The 16,863-nt window shown below is 36.6% G+C and carries 14 protein-coding genes; 2 read left to right on the top strand and 12 right to left on the bottom strand.

The features are described from left to right. Positions 1-68: 68 nt before the first annotated feature. The 5 genes from ABIB40_RS14130 to ABIB40_RS14150 all read right to left on the bottom strand — a co-directional run bounded on the left by ABIB40_RS14130 (position 69) and on the right by ABIB40_RS14150 (position 5,536). A complete protein-coding gene (locus tag ABIB40_RS14130; RefSeq protein WP_354360031.1) occupies positions 69-407 on the bottom strand; it encodes a JAB domain-containing protein in 339 nt (112 codons plus the stop codon). Positions 408-739: 332 nt separating this feature from the next. Continuing rightward, positions 740-1,777: a DUF932 domain-containing protein gene (locus tag ABIB40_RS14135; RefSeq protein ID WP_354360032.1), complete on the bottom strand. Its 1,038-nt coding sequence runs from the start codon at positions 1,775-1,777 to the stop codon at positions 740-742. A 4-nt stretch (positions 1,778-1,781) separates the two neighbouring features. Further along, the gene (locus ABIB40_RS14140; RefSeq protein ID WP_354360033.1) at positions 1,782-1,910 is read right to left on the bottom strand and encodes a hypothetical protein; all 129 of its coding nucleotides are present in this window, start codon (positions 1,908-1,910) and stop codon (positions 1,782-1,784) included. 60 nt (positions 1,911-1,970) lie between these two features. Continuing rightward, positions 1,971-2,483, bottom strand: coding sequence for a hypothetical protein (locus ABIB40_RS14145; protein ID WP_354360034.1), 513 nt, complete (start codon positions 2,481-2,483; stop codon positions 1,971-1,973). Between the two features lie 1,367 nt (positions 2,484-3,850). Continuing rightward, complete coding sequence (locus ABIB40_RS14150; protein ID WP_354360035.1) at positions 3,851-5,536, bottom strand: glycosyltransferase family 32 protein; 1,686 nt, start codon at positions 5,534-5,536, stop codon at positions 3,851-3,853. 217 nt (positions 5,537-5,753) lie between these two features. Between ABIB40_RS14150 and ABIB40_RS14155 the strand changes: the two genes are divergently transcribed. Both ABIB40_RS14155 and ABIB40_RS14160 read left to right on the top strand, forming a co-directional pair. Continuing rightward, the gene (locus ABIB40_RS14155) at positions 5,754-6,491 is read left to right on the top strand and encodes a LytR/AlgR family response regulator transcription factor (protein WP_354360036.1); all 738 of its coding nucleotides are present in this window, start codon (positions 5,754-5,756) and stop codon (positions 6,489-6,491) included. 224 nt (positions 6,492-6,715) lie between these two features. Further along, positions 6,716-7,846 (top strand): sensor histidine kinase, encoded by a 1,131-nt coding sequence (locus ABIB40_RS14160; RefSeq protein ID WP_354360037.1) that lies wholly within the window; start codon positions 6,716-6,718, stop codon positions 7,844-7,846. On the opposite strand, the gene ABIB40_RS14165 is transcribed toward ABIB40_RS14160, so the two are convergent. From ABIB40_RS14165 to ABIB40_RS14195, 7 genes are all read right to left on the bottom strand, one after another. Then, complete coding sequence (locus tag ABIB40_RS14165; protein WP_354360038.1) at positions 7,835-8,785, bottom strand: FkbM family methyltransferase; 951 nt, start codon at positions 8,783-8,785, stop codon at positions 7,835-7,837. The two genes, ABIB40_RS14160 and ABIB40_RS14165, sit on opposite strands and share 12 nt — an antisense overlap. Positions 8,786-8,796: 11 nt before the next feature. Next, the gene (locus tag ABIB40_RS14170; protein WP_354360039.1) at positions 8,797-9,948 is read right to left on the bottom strand and encodes an alpha-mannosyltransferase; all 1,152 of its coding nucleotides are present in this window, start codon (positions 9,946-9,948) and stop codon (positions 8,797-8,799) included. 79 nt (positions 9,949-10,027) lie between these two features. Continuing rightward, on the bottom strand, positions 10,028-11,404 hold the full coding sequence (locus ABIB40_RS14175) for a glycosyltransferase (protein WP_354360040.1): 1,377 nt from the start codon (positions 11,402-11,404) through the stop codon (positions 10,028-10,030). Between the two features lie 12 nt (positions 11,405-11,416). Beyond that, entirely contained in the window at positions 11,417-12,724 is a 1,308-nt protein-coding gene (locus tag ABIB40_RS14180) for a beta-barrel domain-containing protein (protein ID WP_354360041.1), read from the bottom strand. A 12-nt stretch (positions 12,725-12,736) separates the two neighbouring features. Further along, entirely contained in the window at positions 12,737-14,944 is a 2,208-nt protein-coding gene (locus ABIB40_RS14185; RefSeq protein WP_354360042.1) for a peptidase domain-containing ABC transporter, read from the bottom strand. A gap of 28 nt (positions 14,945-14,972) precedes the next feature. Continuing rightward, positions 14,973-15,857, bottom strand: coding sequence for a beta-1,6-N-acetylglucosaminyltransferase (locus ABIB40_RS14190; RefSeq protein WP_354360043.1), 885 nt, complete (start codon positions 15,855-15,857; stop codon positions 14,973-14,975). Positions 15,858-15,925: 68 nt separating this feature from the next. Then, complete coding sequence (locus ABIB40_RS14195) at positions 15,926-16,861, bottom strand: lanthionine synthetase LanC family protein (RefSeq protein ID WP_354360044.1); 936 nt, start codon at positions 16,859-16,861, stop codon at positions 15,926-15,928. Between the last annotated feature and the right edge of the window lie 2 nt (positions 16,862-16,863).

The raw sequence follows: 16,863 nt of genomic DNA on the forward strand, positions 1-16,863 counted from the left end.
TATGTAAAGTGATATAACCAAAAATTATGCAGTAACGCCCAACTAAAGCCGCATTATTGTTTATCACTTTACATAACTAATTGCTTTGCATAATGACTTAGAATTATTCCGCTAGCACAACATTTTAAAGCGGTGCTAAAAATTAGCTTTGGATCAGCTAATGTACCTGCCATTCCGCCAGAAGAAACTTCATAAATCCCTATCACTCTATTCGCTCTGTTTAGCAATACAATTTTAAACTGTTCTTGAAGTTCCAGTCTATCTAAATCCCAATTGTTATATAGGATATTGAAAACGTCTTTTGATGAAGACACTTTTGGTCTTTCAGACGCTTTAAACTTTGGTTTGTAACTTACGTTGATTTCTGATACTTGAAATAATGAAACTTGATCAATGCGCTTTTCCATAATTTTTGAATTTTAATAGTTAAAAATTAATTATGGTGAGCCATAAGCCTATATGCAACACTAAAGGCAAGGTGGAGATTTTAAAAATGTGGAGGCTCCCCTTTCTTGGGATACCCATTTTTTAAATACTACCTTGATGCAAATGAACATGTGTGGGGCATAGAGGCTAAATTGTACGATAATTGATGCTTACACAACTCGCTTTACATTTTCAAAAGAAGTCCTCCACTCTAATCAGCCCCGCATTTTTCGTTTTTATGAACTCATAAGCAATAGCGAAAAATGCGGGGCTCGCGGCGATTTTTTTAAAAAAAAGGGCTCTCGCCCTTCTCTCAATTATTCAGATATAAACCATGCTCATTTTTAGCAAAGCTTTGGCAAAGTTTAAATGCCTGCTGGGTTTTATTTAAACCTGTACCAAACTGTATCGATTTAAATTTACTTTCTTCATTCTTAAATTCCTTTACATTTTGGTAATAGCCAGTTATGGCATTATAAGCGCCAAATAATGTTCCTTTAGTGGTTGGCGTTTGTTGGGTCTGACTAGAAAAAGCGTATTCACACACATTAGAACAAACATTATTAAAATAAGTAGAGTATTCATTTTCATTACCATCTAACACATTTTGCAAAACTTCTTTAGATGGCGCCATTGCTTTTTGGATTAGCTTTAATACTTCTTTATCTGTTATCCTAACTTTTGCCCAATGGTTAAAAATTTGACTTAGTTCATCAGAAAGGCTGTTTGTTATACCCATAACTTTATGCGCTTGGCGCAATTTATCTTGTGCACTCTGCGTATGCCTAATTTTAATGCAATTGGTCATATTTGTTAAAGCTGCGTTTAAGGTATTGTTGCACACAATCCTAACTGGGGTAAATGCGGCTGTAATACTTCCCGAACCGTCATGCGAGGTGGTAAGAAATAAATATTTCTCAATTAAATCATCATAGCCTACGCGGATATAATCGGGCAATTTCGCGGTAATAAAAATTCGTTCGCCTTTTCCTAAAGCCCCCGCGGTTTCATAAAGAATACCATCTTTACCACCTACAATTGAATCGAAAAAAGTAAAAGCATCTGTATTCTGCACCACCTCATAATCTGGGCCTAATTTATCGCCCAATATTTCAAGGCTATCCGTTCTATAGGTAAAATAAGAAGCGTTTGAAATATCAATTTTTCCATCTGGGAAATGATGTCTGTTAGGCAGTTTTAATACCTTGTAGTCTAATCCTGCAAATTTAATTGCTTCCGCACTGGTCGGATAATCAGCTACCACTTGTCCTAAGTTGTGCCAGGCTTTTTCTTTGGTAGAAAAAAAACTGTGTTTTCCTGTTTGCTCGTTGAAATTTATGTTGTGTGCCATCGTCTTAAAATTTATACTGTTTTAAAAATTCGTCTAACTCCATTTGAAATCTTTGCGGATCGTTCTCTGCAAGTTGTTCTGCGTAACCTTCCCAAAAAATTTGGTTTGTTACTTCTATAAATACTTCAATCATTGCTATCTGCCTTTAATATGAGTGAAAAAATGCCCCGACAGAACGCCGGGGCGAAGCCTTTTAGGGGCGAGGAAAAACAATATTTGCCTCTATCTCACCTAATTTTGCAAGACAAGCTGAATGAATAAATTCAGCGACTAATCTTATTAAACCTGCGGTTCGGGTTACAAATTTTCTACCCTTATCATCGCTAATAATCAACTGGCAACCTTGAAAATGATTTGTTTCCAATTCGTCACCCTCTTCAATTAGGGCGATTTCAAAATCTTCTAATTGATTTATTCTGCTTAATAAATTAACTCTTTGAATACTCCTGCGGTGTAAATCATCAACTACTTTTAAAGTCGCTTCAAGATTTAATACTGGCTTAAATTCTTTTGACTTTTCGGTTTCCTTAACTTCGTTGACTACCTCCACTTTTTTACCCTCTGCCGCTTTCACAGCATCGTTTTTACTTTTGGCTTCGATTGCTCCGTTTGGACTTTTTCCATTTAATGAAGGATTTAAAATCACTTCATCTTTTCTTTCTGTGGTGCTTTGCACACTTCCGTTACTTTTTTCTGCTACTTTCATTTTTTTAAAGTTTTAATTGTTAAAAAATCTGTTATACCAATTCGGCAAAACCGCCCATTTGGCTTTTGATAGAGGCAGAAAAATTGTGCGTTGGACTGGTGAGGCAAGGCTTTGAGGCAAAAAAATACTACCCGCAGCGAAGCAAGGTGTGGAGATTTATTTGTCCAAACCCGAAGGGTGCGGCCTTGCCTGCCGAAGAGGTTTAAATTTGCCTCAGCAAAAGCCAAAATGAAGTCTTATACAATGATGGATTTACAGCATCGCTGTTGAGTAAAGTCTAAATTTTTCTCATTAACTCTTAAATGCTGAGAAAAGTGAAACGGAAAGAAGTTTTTAAATGGCAGTCTTAGCCTTTCCATCAAAACTGCTTATTCCAGCATAGGCTGGAACGCAGCACCCGAAGGGCTAAAATTTCTTTGAGGCACGAAAAGTGATTTTTGGTTTTGGATGGAGAGGTGGAATAATAAATCTAAGAGAATGATCAATCTATATCATCGCTGTTAAGTAAAGTCTAAATTTTTCTCATTAACTTATAAATGCTGAGTAGAGTGCAACGGAACGAAGCTTTTAAATGGCAGTCTTAGCCTTTCCATCAAAACTGCTTATCCCAGTGCAGACTGGAACGCAGCATCCGAAGGGCAAAAATTTCTTTGAGGAACGAAAAGTGATTTTTGGTTTTAGATGGAAAGTTGAAATAATAGATCTAAGAGAATGATGAGCTTATATCATCCTTGTTAAAAGAAGTCTATGGATTATTGCCATACATGCTGAGAAAAGTGAAACGGAACAAAGCTTTTGATTAGCGCTCTTAACCTTTCCATTAAAACTGCTTATTCTAGTGCAGACTGGAACGCTGCACCCGAAGGGCAAAAACTTCTTTGGCGTAGGAGAAGTTGTTTTTGGTTTTGGTTGGAAAGGTGAAACAATAGATCTAATGCAATGAGCAAATTATATCAGCTTTGTTAAAGAAGGACAAAATAGTTCCTGATATTCGACATTGAATGTAAAACGTTTTATACTGATTTGAAGCATTTTAATGTGGCATCTACGGTCTTTTAGTAGCCATATTTACTTATCGTCAAATAGGCTTTAATGCATCAGGACTATTTCCAATTTTAATTAAATTCCTATCCACGCGAAACGCAGCCATTTTGCTGTCGTCACAAGGTTCCATTAAGTGAATGATTTCTGGTTGAAAAGCCCGATTCTAAGTAACACATTAAATTCGGTGTGAACGATACAATCTACAAGGCGGGCAATCGGTTGTTATTTATTAAATCGGTAACTTTGCGGACATTCGAAAATCAAAATGCATCAATAATCATTACTGTCAAATTTAACTAATTATTCCCATTCTTTTGAAATTATCAACTAGTTTCATGCTTTTCTATGATGTATCGCATTTGCTGTTGCGTCTCTCCTATTTCAAATCTATCTTCTATATATCGACTGCCTTTAGCAGCTAATTTTGCATAATAATCATAATTTCGATAAAATTCTTCTATGAGCTGAACCATCCTATTTGCATTATAAGGTTCAAGGTTTTGATGGTTCCAATTATGCCAAATATAATACTTACGCAATCTAGTATCCAGAAAGCTTCGGTCATTTACGATAACTGTTGGTATAGCGAAATGCAGTCCGATCAAATGTATATTTGATAATCTCTCTCCATGTGGTAAATCAATTACGCAATGCACATCTCGATACCATTTTGATATCGATTCCTCACGACTCATTTTCCCCCTAAAAACTTTTAGTCGTCGGCTAGTCGAAATATCTGAATTATTATCTAACAGATGGAGCTTTATTCTGATTTCCGGAATTGCAGATTTTGATAATCTTTGAACAGCTCGGATTATTGTCTCTGCATAGCAAATATTTTCATCAAAGCATACAATTGCTATGGTAAAATACGGACTGTCTATTTCCTCATAAATATTCCGAGCATATTTAGGAAACCCTAATGTGACCATTGAAATAGGAATCTTGACCCCATCTTTTAATAGTAGTCTGTAAGAAGTTTTATCGGCGACAACGCAAAGGTCATAGTTAGCATTTATCGTTTTTGCCCATCCAAAAACCCTATCCTTTTCATAATAAACGGTATAGAGAATTCTAAGAGTATTTTTATTAGTAAATTTTGAAAATGTGGGATTCCCAACCACAATTAACGTTCTTTGGGTCACTTTTGAATTCATCATATTTGATATCGATTCGAATAATATCTGGAACTCACTGTTTTCAAAATAATTTCTTTGGATAATGATACCGTTTCGTCTATTATCATTTTTTTTTAGCAAATCATCAATATAAATTTGTAAGCACTTCAATTGCTCAGGTGATGAAAACTCTTTGAAAATCGATTGACTGATTTGTCCGCCCCCCCACCGCCATGTTCCCTGATGGAGATGTGCTGCAAAATTCCCAAAATAACATGAAACCTGCCTGTGGTCGGGAAGCATGCATATCCTATCCTTGTTCGACAGAACCAACAAGTCTCCATATTCCTTCCTGTATTTGGAATACAGATTACTCATAAGTCCAGGCCCCGTATTTTCCAAGATGTCATTTTCTGTCTGTATTTTCTCTGAGTGTTTTTCGATAGAATGCCTTATAAAAAGAAGCCAGAAACTGTAGCCAGGCCGACTCCCAAACATATAATTCGCAATCCTAAGACGATGCTTTAGATTGAGGGTTTTAGCTTCCATAACAGAAACCGTCTTTTCCTCTGCTATCACTGCGCAGTTTGAACAAAGTTCATCAAGTGGTTTAAGACACAACATATCCATATCAAGGTAAAATCCTCCAAATAGATAGACGAGCAATACCCTTAATATATCTGCTCTTTGCACAGTGTGGGCATAACTCATATAAATCGGTAAGAGTTGAGGAATGTGTGACCGAATGATTTCTAGCGCGTTATCCTCATTATAAAACCTGATATCCCATGATGAATGTAGTCTCTTTATTTGAAGAATACACTTTTTAAAGACATCTGGGTAAATTTCGTTCTTATTTAAAAAAACAAGATGTATGATTTTTGGAATCATTTATTTTCGGTTTTAGTTGAATTATGAATAGAGACAAGACTTTTCGCCTGAAAATTAGAGCGGTTATAAATTTCTTTAATTTTTATGTCATTTGCATGCATTTCTTTCGATTTTTCTAGTACCTTTAAATCAATCAAACAATCTCTCATGCCAAGTAACCTTCTTATAATTAGACTATTTTCTTATTTTACTATTAAAATCAAAATCTCAAAACACTATGCCCTTTAACTGTATTGTTATAGATGATGAAGTTGCAGCTATTGAAGAAATCTCGGAGTATATCATTGATAGCCCTCATTTAGAATTATTAAGAGCGTTTACTATGCCTCAGGAAGCCTTGTCTTTCATCAAGTCTACTTCCAATATTGACATAGTCTTTTTAGATATGAACATGCCTTTTATGAACGGTAGCGAACTTGGGTTTTTGATTAGAGAGAATACTGATTTATTGATTTTCACTACATCACATGCTAAGTCTGCCCTAGATGCTTTTGAGGTTAGCGCCGACGCATTCTTGTTGAAACCATTCAACTTTCCAAAGTTCATTTCAGTCGTTCAAAGAGCTTGCGACCGGCTTGATTCGAAGAGAATTAAGAATGATAGTCTGGAATATATTTTTGTCAAGAATAAGGACGATAATCTAAAACTCGTAAAGATATTCCTAGCTGATATTGTTGCTATCGAAAGCTTGTTAAATTATATTCGAATTTATACTTTGCACGGAAAACTAGTTACTCATCTTAGCCTAAAAGAGGCTAAAGATTCATTCAACCTCAATAGAGGCTTTATCCAAATGCACCGAAGCTTTATTATTTCGGAAAGACATATCGTATCACTTGAAAACTGTAAAGTTACTATGAGCGATGGGAGCACTTTTAATATTGGGAACAACTTTAAGAATCAGCTCAACGATATTCTAACAAAACATCTGCTCAAATCAAGCCATAAAACCTAGACGGAAGAAATCTACTTTGTCATTTTGGAGGGCGCCCTGTGACTGTAAAGGTTAAGGAAGTAAACGTCGGATCAGTGTCTTCGGTTGCATGTCGAACTTTTCTTTTAAATACAAAGACAGTGCGCTTGATAATCGTGTTATTTCTCATAATATTAATTTTCAATGAAATTAACATCCTCAATAACAATAGAAAAATGGTTGGGACTTACTAATAAATAAATGGTATGGAAAGATATTTTTTTAGGACGAATACTATCCGCTTATGGTTGTTAAAGAACCGCTATCACGTCATATGCTGGGTTAGTTATGTAACTTACGAATCTGTTCTCACAGGTATTTTTGCAAATGAATTTGGAGCGCTCGAAAACTATGTAGTACATTATAGCTTAAATATCGGGCTTTTTTATTTCCACTTATTTGCTATGCAAAAACTCGATTTATGGAAAAACCGGCTTACTTATCTTCTATTGATTCCAACAATCCTATCGGAGATCTTATTGTATATTGTGTTCTTGGCAGTATTAAACCATTACTTTACCAGTTACAATCATGAAAGTTTTTCTGAGCTTTTCGGTGTCAATCCCCATTTTATCATCGGCGCCATTTATAGATCATTCTTTTTCATCATGATATCCTCAGGCTACTTCTTCCTTAGGAGTTTTATCCGGGAACAGCGAAACCTCCAGGAACTGACGGTTAGAAGCTTAAATGAGCGTATTTTAAAAGACGCTGTTGAAAGAGATTTAGTAAAAGCACAGAATGCATATCTCAGAGCACAAGTCAGCCCACACCTGTTTTTCAATGCTCTAAGCTTTATCCATCGAAAAATTAGAAAAATAGATCAAACATCTGGATATATGATTGTGTGCTTGGCCGATATGATGAGATATGCAATAGATAACACCAGCCATAGAAATATTTCAACTCTTGATGAGGAAATAGAACAGGCGAAAAATTTAGTTCAAATCCTTCAAGCCATTCATCAAGAAAAACTAAACCTCGACTTGGTATATGATGGACCTCAGAATAAAGGCTTATATATTATCCCGATGATACTAATCACGTTAACTGAAAACATGTATAAGCATGGTGATTTAAGCCGCCCAGAATTACCTGGCAAAATCAATATTCTGGTTCAAAATAATATTATCACCATAACTACAGAAAACCTTATTTCTAAGAAATCATCCACGCCAACCTTAAATACAGGTCTTTCAAATCTAAAAGAGCGGCTGGAGAATTTCTATAAAGATAACGCTGAGATTTTATGGCAGGAAAAAGAAAATATATTTTATCTAATCCTTACCTTGCATTCCGCTTGTAAACCGGTAAGCTATGTCAGTTCAACTAAATGATTTCTTTTGCATAATAATCCCATCCTCACAAATGTCCTGATCATAAAGATATGACAGAAGATAGCCGAAATCGACTTTTGCCACCTTTATGTTCCTCAAGGGCCAGAACATGGTATCGAAAGCGGCCAACATTTTTACAAACTCATCTATGCTTACCCCACTAACATTACGGATATGGTGGGGGACAAATTCGAATATAAGATTTTTTGCTAGACTAAGTATTTTCTGCATCCCCTTCATTGCGAAATATTCTGAACCTTCTATATCCATGAGGATTAAATCAAAACACTGCTCACCGAGAAAACCGTCAAGCGCTTTTCCATCAACAGAAACTTCTTTGGGATGATCGTAAATGTACATGTATTTATTAGCTATAGGCTTTCTTTTGCTTCCACCTGAATTGACCGTATTTAATAAAAAGCTAAGCTTACCATCATCGTCACTAGCCGCAATATTGTAACATTCACAGTTTAAAATATTGTTAATCTTCAAATTCATCTCAAGCAACCTGAATGTGTCAGGATTAGCTTCGAATGCGGTTACTTTATTTACGTTTTTAGCTATCGGGATGAGCAGCGCGCCAACATGTGCACCGACGATTAATACGCTGCTACTTTTATCTACTATCGACAAAATTCGCTCCAATTCTACGGTTCCATACTCCCCTGTGTTTCTTAGGGTAAGCCCTACTCCCTGGTCCCTAATATCGACATTAAGCAGGCCATTTTGGCTGTCAACTATTATAGACCTGGAGAAGTCGCCCAGCATGATTGCAGTAGCTTGCGAATCGTTAACAGAGTTTGAAAGTTGCTCTGAAACCACTACATCTTCTGAATTTCTGCATGGCAATTTTTGATACATTGCAAAAAAAAGTTCGGTCTGCTCTTTTGGCGATAATGTGGCAACATTTTTCAGTATACTTAAAATTGCTTTTTTCATAATCATAATATTTACATAAAGGATTTTGTTTTATAATGTCGAAATCCTTTCAAGGAAAAAACGACATCGTGCCTGAACCTGTTTTTAGACAAGTGGCTATATAAAAAAAGATCTTGATAACCTTGTGTCGACCGCCAATAGCTTAAAATAGACATACACTCGTCTTCCATGGCAACGATATTTTGATCGCAATCCTCTAAGGTAACATCTTCTTGAAGATCCAATGCGAGACCTCCATTTGGACCAGGTTTTAAGATTACTTTTTTATCTTTAAAATCGTGATTTAGATACTTTATTTGTTTCCAGCATCGTTCATCGTCTGATGTAATGTCCCATTTTAAAAGATTTCGATGAAGAAAAAGCAATTCTCCTTTTGGAGAATACTGCACCATTGTCGTACCATGAAATTCTCCAGCATGGAGATATCCACATGAAGCTACGTCGCTCCTTATCATATGAAAAGAAGTTTTGGTAGCGAGCCACGCAAATTTAAAAGTATCCTTATCACCATGAAGTATGAGATAGTAAAATTCTGATAATTTATTAAAGTATAGGCAGAGCTGGAGCGCGTTCCAGCATTTTCTCTTATCGACTAGAATCTGCCCACTTTCTTGTTCAGGATCCGAGTTTGCGATGGTCTGGGTTATAGCCCATATCGGATTTTTTCCATCTGTCCTCCAATAATCTGGCCAAAAAAGCGCCCCGTTGCAAAGGTACTCAGCGCAGTCAAATAAGAATGAAGGATCTGTTACACAGTTGTTATCTGCATCCAAATATAATACTTCTTGAAAAGAACTGTTGATTATTGCCAACGGTTTCAGCATAACGCCTGTGAGATTGCCATCCAACTCCAAGAAATCTCTGAACTCAACATTAAGGGAACTAAACGAGTCCATGATTTCTTCGGGAATTTCATTCCCTCTATGCCAAATTTCTACGGGTAAATCACAACCCAGTCTTCGAAGATACGTGATTGATACATAGGCACAGGTTATATATGAAACTCCTCCTGCAGTATACACAATTCCTCTCCCAGAAAATGATTTACTGGGGTAGACATTTCGCTTTCTGGAAAAGGATTTCCAGTCACTTTTTAATATTTCAATTTCCTTTTTTTTAAAGGTGTGTTCCGAATAGCGGATCCCGCTAACTTCAAATCTCATAATTTATGGTTGCTAGATAAATTTTTAATATGCCATTCTCTGTCAAAAAGAGAAATATAATCGTAAAAAAACTATAAGTTTAAGATATGTTAGAATACCAAGTTCCAAAGAAATAGTGAATTGCATAAGCCTTATCTATCTTTTCCTGCATATGCTCATCCACATCTTCATCAAACGCTCGCCGTGCCTCATTAACGCTAAGAGGATACACAGTTGCTGATGGTAAGATCGTTATTTCCTTTTTATCGGTATATTCATCATAGATTCTTGTCAATGCAAATGGCCCTGTCGAGGAGAGAATTTCCTCTATAAAGTTTTTTCCAGTAACTATGGATGGTCGCATTGAATCACAGACCTTCCCCATAAAGTTATTGCCAGGACGACAGGCCATGAAAGCATTGCAGATTATTTTATCCATCCCAAACTGTTTACAATGGTCGTCAGGCTCCATTGCAAAAACAACCTCACATCCCCGAATTATGGGTTCGATATTTTCGACACATTCAAAATCGGCATCAACGAATACTCCACCTATCTTATACATAATAAAATATCTGACTGCGTCTACTCTTTGGATATTTGATTTATATGAATCGTAACATACTAGAAAATGAGGAAAATAAGCCGAGATAAACGCCCTGTTCATCTCATCTGTCCAAAGTAAATAAGCCCAGTCAAGATGACGTTCTTTCCACGTTTGAGCTAACAATTCTAAATCGTCCGGTAATGGTATTTCCTTCCAAGTCTGATGGATAATTTTAGGTATTCCACTTGAAGTGTAGGGTAGAGAATCAAGAATGACTGCTAATGAGTGTTTTATTTCAAGAAACTTCCGGGGATGGTGTATACCTTTCGTTTTCCGACCGTCAACAAGCTCTTGCGTGTTCCTCCAGCTTATTGATCTACTCACTACCGGATTTGTGATGGGTTCGAAGCCGAGCATCACTGCGACAGTCGCGAACCTAAGTTCGCTATTGAGGCCGAGATAGCATGGATTCAAAATCTCTTCACAGATTTTGTCCATTGCTTTTTGAGAAACCATTATGCCGCAAAAGGGAACAATACCTGTGGCATAAGGCTGTATTTCCATAGGCATCTGGCTAATGGTACTAAACCAATACCACTCATCTCGCTTTGGATATTTAATGCAAGGGCCAACAACGTCACAATCCCATACTCTTTTAAAATAGTCGTGGAGATTTAAATCGCACCAAGCATCCCATTCAACGAGAACAAAACGTTCACATACAGGCCTGTTCAAGGCATACCAGTGGAAAATTGACAAGTCTGTACTTAACCAAGCTTGGTTCGGCTCATTAAAGTGACTCATCACAGTTATGACCTCAACACCTGGGTTACTCATCTTAAAAGTACGTTTGTTCTGTTCAAAGCAAACAATCTTGCCGATGTCCGATTCCTGATGCCAAGCAATCAATATTGTAAGGTCTTTTTTCATTTTTAAACATTGCTAATTACTGTTAAGCATCTTTGTAAAATTTCTGAGAAATCTCTCTAAGAGTGAGCTTTCTTCGGTAATTATTTCCGCACTAGCCAACATGCCGTTCTTCAGCACTATTCTGTGTGCAGTGTCCCTATTTTCAAATTTCTCGAAATTAACTTTTGCAACAAATACACTGTCATGGAAAGCAACATCTGAAATATAGCTGATTTCCCCTCTAATTAGACCATATTGTTCATATGGAAAGCTTTGCATCTTAACCAGTACCTTTTGGCCTACATTAACCCTACCCATATTGTACTGAGGAATGAGTACCTCGCCAAAAAAATTAAGGTTGGATGGGTTAACGACGAAAACTTCTTGATTGGCGAGAATTGTTTGATTCTCCTGAATGACACCTGCATAGCTCAATTTCCCTGCTAATGGAGCCGTCAACACGTATTTGGCTTGCCATGCTTTTATCTGGGATAGCATATTGCTTAAAGACTGTCGGAACTTAGCCCTAACCTCGGCTATAGTGTGCTTAAGGTCTAAGATATCCTTGTTTTTCTGGGCAGAAGCATTGCCATTATCTAACAAGACTGTTGTGCTTTCCAGCAAGGGGTATTTTCCAGAGAGATAACTGTTTTCTTGTTGCCTAAACTCATTGCGAGAAATTATTCCTTTTTGGTAAAGTTTTTTATAAGCTTTAAACTGCTCCTCCACATTACGAAACTCCTGCTCACGTATTTGTTGTTGTATCCTAATTTGCCTCCTGAGGATTTCTAATTGCTTGAGATCCTTTTCCAAAAAATTACGCTGTCCAATAAAATATCCATCATTTTCGGTAGCAGTGTATTCAAGATAAACAACAACGAACTGCTGATAATCAGACTGTAGTTCACCCAAATTCAGACCGACAAGCTTTAATGAATGAAGTTTTTTATGGTCGATCAAACTGCGGTTCATTTCTTCTAGCGAATCTCTTAACATAAGGACATCATTATGAGTGGCTGTGCTCTCAATGAAAGCCAAAGACTGCCCTTTGCGTACCACTTCCCCCTCTTTGGCTAGAATTGTTACAAGCTTTCCAGATTCCTTCGAGAATACACCTTTGGGAGCATTAAGCGAGTTAACTTTAAGCCCGGTCTTAATCACATCTGGATACCTAATTAAACGTGATATCATTACAATTATCAATAAAATAGAGAATACAATTGTGATTCCCCACCTTAATATCCAAGATGGAACAGCCGTTATAATGTCCTGTACTTCCTCACTATTAATCTCATGACCATCAAGTGTACTTAGAATCTCTTCATTTTGTTCAGTTTTCATAAAATGTTAATATTAGCCTCCTAACTCCAACTGGTTTTTAACGAGCTCAAAGTATGCACCCCTTGCATTCGTGAGCTCACTATGGCTACCTTGTTCGATTATTACACCTTTCTCAAGCACCAATATATTATCAGCATTCTTAACTGTGCTCAACCGATGTGCCACCACCACCACAGTCTTCCCAAAGAAGAAATTCTCAAGGTTCTGCATAATGACCCGTTCATTATTTGCATCTAGGGCATTCGTTGCCTCATCAAAAAATATATATTCTGGGTTCTTATACACAGCCCTCGCGATCAATAATCGTTGTCTCTGCCCTTGGCTTATCCCGTTTCCTGCTGCTCCAATCTTAGTATTCAAGCCTAAAGGAAGTTCTTCTATAAAATCACTAATATTTGCTACCTTGATCGCATGCATAAGTTTGGTAATATCAGGATAGTCGTCAGCGATGGCGATATTCTTAGTAATAGTATCTGAGAATATGTACCCATCTTGCATCACAATACCGCATTCGCCCCTCCAAAACCGATACCCTATCTGCTGTAGGTTTGTATTACCTACTTTTATATCTCCCTTTTCCGCTTCGTAAAATCTAAGCAAAAGTTTAAGAATAGTCGTCTTGCCACTTCCACTCATCCCCACTATAGCTGTGGTCTTTCCTTCGGGGATATTGATAGTAATATTGTCCAATACAGGCTCGTTTCCTGCACCAGGGTAGGTAAACGTAAGGTTTCTGATGCTGATACTCTTACTGGCAGGAAGCTCCATCATAAAATGCTTGTCAATAGGTTCTTCGTTTTTTATCTCATGAATCTCGTTTAGTCTCTCAAGGCTTATTTTTGCATCTTGTAATCCTTGAATAAATCCTAACATCTGTTCGATGGGGCTATTCAACTGACCAACAATGTACTGTACTGCCATCATTGCGCCGAGTGTCAATTGTCCGTCAATAACGGCCTTGGTAACTATAAACGTAATAAGTATATTTTTTCCCTCATTGATGAAGAATGTTCCAAATTGCTGATATTGTCCCAATTTTAGGCTCCTTATACTGAATTTGAACAACGATGCTTGTATCCTCTCCCATTCCCATCTTTTTTGTTTTTCACAGTTGTTTAGCTTAATTTCTTGCATTGCATTTATCAATTCCACCATTGCACTTTGGTTCTCGGAAGAGATATCAAACCTTTTGAAATCTAGCTCTCTGCGTTTTCTCAAAAAGAAAACCACCCAACCTGAATATATGACGCTACTTATCGCGAATATGATGAAGATTTGTATATTATAATAGATTAGCACAAATGCAAACACAAAAAAATTGAACAGGGAAAAGATTGTGTTGAGTGAGGATCCAGTCAAAAAACTCTGGATACGTCCTTGATCGTTCATTCTTTGCATAATGTCTCCCGTCATCTTTGTTTCGAAAAAACCCATGGGAAGCTTCATTAACTTGATAAGGAAATCAGTAAGAATGGAAATATTAATTCTGGTGCTCATGTGCAGAAGAATCCATGAACGAATAAAATCGACGCTTAATCGTCCCAAAAAAAGCATGGTTTGTGCTATAACGATAATGTATACAAAACCTAGGTTACGCGTATTGATACCTATATCTACCAACGATTGGGATAGAAACGGCAAAATAAGTTGGAGCAGGCTGCCAACTCCAAGTCCTACAAAAAGTTGAGCTATCATCCCTTTGTACTGGATGAGATAATGCAGCATATATCCTAGACTTAAACCCTTGTCGGGATCTCCACCAAGTTCGTAAAATTCCGGGGCAGCTGATAGAGTAAGTACGATTCCCTCAGGCTGGCCGTTTGCCTTGGTACTCAACCATAGTCTAAGAAATTCTGGTTCTGTATATTTAATTTTTCCTTTTCCAGGATCCGCGATGAAAAAATTCTTTCCCCTTTTACCTTTTTCCTCCGGAGCATCGTAGAGCACTACAAAATGATTTTGTTTCCAGTGAAGGACACAGGGTAGTTCGACTTCTAACAGTCTGTCAAGTGTTATCCTAACCCCGGTGGTTCTAAGTCCGATCTTCTCAGCCGCTTCACTGATTCCCAACAAGGATACGCCTGCTCTGTTTATTCCAGCAATTTCACGTAGCCTCTGTAATGAGTAATTTCGGCCAAAATGTTTGGCAATCATACGCAAGCAAGTAGGGCCGCAGTCCATTTGATCTGGTTGCCTAAAAAATGGAAATATCTTGCCCATATTAAATTATTAATATTTTCATCTGCTTTCAATAAACTATTAAGTTGTTACCATCATTTTTTTGTTTAATGGAGAACTCAATTAGGTCAAGTATTTCCGAATCCTGCTGGTTATCAAACTTCCTCGCCCAAAGTTTACCCGAAGACTGCAAAGATTTTAAGCAACTCTTTTTTAATGTCTTAGGGTGAGAGCTTCCTTTTTCGAAATCTATGTAACGCAAGTTATCATTGACAATTCGATCCCTATATAATGAATTCAGTAAAATCGTTTGAAAAAAAAGTTCATCAGGAATAAGTGTAAGTTCAAAATAATTGATAATCACACGATTTTTTTTTATAAATTTCAAGACATAGCAAATACATTCATAAGTTAAACACCACCATTGTGATCCTCCGAAAATTGGAAAGTCGAAAAGCCCATTGCGCACGAATCCATTTATTTTCTGAAGGTTAGCAATGATTGTACTCTCATTCAACCCAATCTTATCAATAAACCAATATTGTTCTATCCTGTTTCTCCCCCCATAAGCCCATTTTTTATAAGGCAAAGGCCAATATTCAATGTATTCTAAACCATAATTAGCTGATAGTTTGTTGAATATTATTTCTTTGGACATTATCGGAAAATCTTGTCCGCTTATCAATACGTGATATCCCTTGTTTTTTGATTTGACCGATTCATTTATAAGTTCAATAGTTGCTTTAACCATACTAAATCCGCCCCAATTCACTGAAAAGCTTTTTGATATAATCTTAACATTTTCAGCTGTCAAAAAATCACATTTCTCTATTGACCTGGAAAAGTCTCTATCAACATGAACGTAAAAAAAAACACCGTTTCCATCGAGCGCCTTTATCATCCGATCAAGTTGAGAAAAGTTTTTGTGGACCAGTATCAAATAATTAATGATCATGACAAGTTGGTTTTATTTAATTGTTAATGAGATTTTTATAGAAAAATATTACATTTATGAAGTAAGTACTACTTCCAAAGCAATAATTCCGGAAGCGTATCATTATCCAATAAAACTAAATCTAAAATGCTTGCGACGTTTTTCTTTTTGTATTCCCTGGTATAAGGAAAATCAAAAAAACAAGCCAGTTCATTTTGTATAAAATCAATCACAGGATCTATGTTGTTTAAATTGGAATTCCTTAGAATATCACTATAAAGCTGTTCTGATTTACGCTGCCAAATAGGATCTTGCAATCTTCTTCCCACAAGCGCAAAGGAATAAACTAACTGAAGATGCGATAATTTAGCTTGTCTTTTAAAATTTAATTTTTCTACAAATTTGTATATGCCACAAAGTGTCTGTTTAACACACTCAAGATTAGTGCGATCCACCAAGAGCTTTTCAAATAAAATTAAGACATGTGAGACTATTCCGAGGTCGTCTTCAGACATATTTTTCATTTTTTTAAGTAAGAGACCTGTGTTTTCTTCTAAAAGGTATTCACTAAGTTCATCCGACAGTAGGATTAAGCATTCTATTAGGCAGATTCGTTTATATCGATTCTGATTAGGATTTTTTGCTTGTAGTCTTTTATGAAAATAATGAGCCTTTCCAAGAGTTCCATAAAAAAGATCCTGAACTTTATTTTTAGCGTAAACAACACTCTTATAAAGTTCATTATCAATTTCCTCAAGCAACTCATCAGTGTTTTCGTCCAAGTATCCATTCTGTGACAGCCATTCGATTCCGAACCCAATCCCCGCCAATCCATTTGCATAATCAAAACTATCTACAAACGATATTTGTTCCGCTACTTGTTCAAGAAGTTGCTCCGCAAATTTTTCAAGTTCAGGGTCTTTGTTTTTTCTAGAGAGATAGAATTTAAATATGGTTTCTCCCATTAACCCATTAATCAGACCGTAATTTGTAACCTTTGGTTTTAATTGCATTTTCTCAGTCATTT

This window comes from Pedobacter sp. UYP30 (assembly GCF_040547165.1).
GTDB lineage: Bacteria > Bacteroidota > Bacteroidia > Sphingobacteriales > Sphingobacteriaceae > Pedobacter.

What these genes read in the sequence shown, in the direction of transcription:
- ABIB40_RS14190 (WP_354360043.1), bottom strand. Translation starts at nt 15,857, where the DNA reads ATGATCATTAATTATTTGATACTGGTCCACAAAAACTTTTCTCAACTT.
- ABIB40_RS14135 (WP_354360032.1), bottom strand. Translation starts at nt 1,777, where the DNA reads ATGGCACACAACATAAATTTCAACGAGCAAACAGGAAAACACAGTTTT.
- ABIB40_RS14130 (WP_354360031.1), bottom strand. Translation starts at nt 407, where the DNA reads ATGGAAAAGCGCATTGATCAAGTTTCATTATTTCAAGTATCAGAAATC.
- ABIB40_RS14150 (WP_354360035.1), bottom strand. Translation starts at nt 5,536, where the DNA reads ATGATTCCAAAAATCATACATCTTGTTTTTTTAAATAAGAACGAAATT.
- ABIB40_RS14170 (WP_354360039.1), bottom strand. Translation starts at nt 9,948, where the DNA reads ATGAGATTTGAAGTTAGCGGGATCCGCTATTCGGAACACACCTTTAAA.
- ABIB40_RS14140 (WP_354360033.1), bottom strand. Translation starts at nt 1,910, where the DNA reads ATGATTGAAGTATTTATAGAAGTAACAAACCAAATTTTTTGGGAAGGT.
- ABIB40_RS14175 (WP_354360040.1), bottom strand. Translation starts at nt 11,404, where the DNA reads ATGAAAAAAGACCTTACAATATTGATTGCTTGGCATCAGGAATCGGAC.
- ABIB40_RS14195 (WP_354360044.1), bottom strand. Translation starts at nt 16,861, where the DNA reads ATGACTGAGAAAATGCAATTAAAACCAAAGGTTACAAATTACGGTCTG.
- ABIB40_RS14165 (WP_354360038.1), bottom strand. Translation starts at nt 8,785, where the DNA reads ATGAAAAAAGCAATTTTAAGTATACTGAAAAATGTTGCCACATTATCG.
- ABIB40_RS14160 (WP_354360037.1), top strand. Translation starts at nt 6,716, where the DNA reads ATGGAAAGATATTTTTTTAGGACGAATACTATCCGCTTATGGTTGTTA.
- ABIB40_RS14180 (WP_354360041.1), bottom strand. Translation starts at nt 12,724, where the DNA reads ATGAAAACTGAACAAAATGAAGAGATTCTAAGTACACTTGATGGTCAT.
- ABIB40_RS14185 (WP_354360042.1), bottom strand. Translation starts at nt 14,944, where the DNA reads ATGGGCAAGATATTTCCATTTTTTAGGCAACCAGATCAAATGGACTGC.
- ABIB40_RS14155 (WP_354360036.1), top strand. Translation starts at nt 5,754, where the DNA reads ATGCCCTTTAACTGTATTGTTATAGATGATGAAGTTGCAGCTATTGAA.
- ABIB40_RS14145 (WP_354360034.1), bottom strand. Translation starts at nt 2,483, where the DNA reads ATGAAAGTAGCAGAAAAAAGTAACGGAAGTGTGCAAAGCACCACAGAA.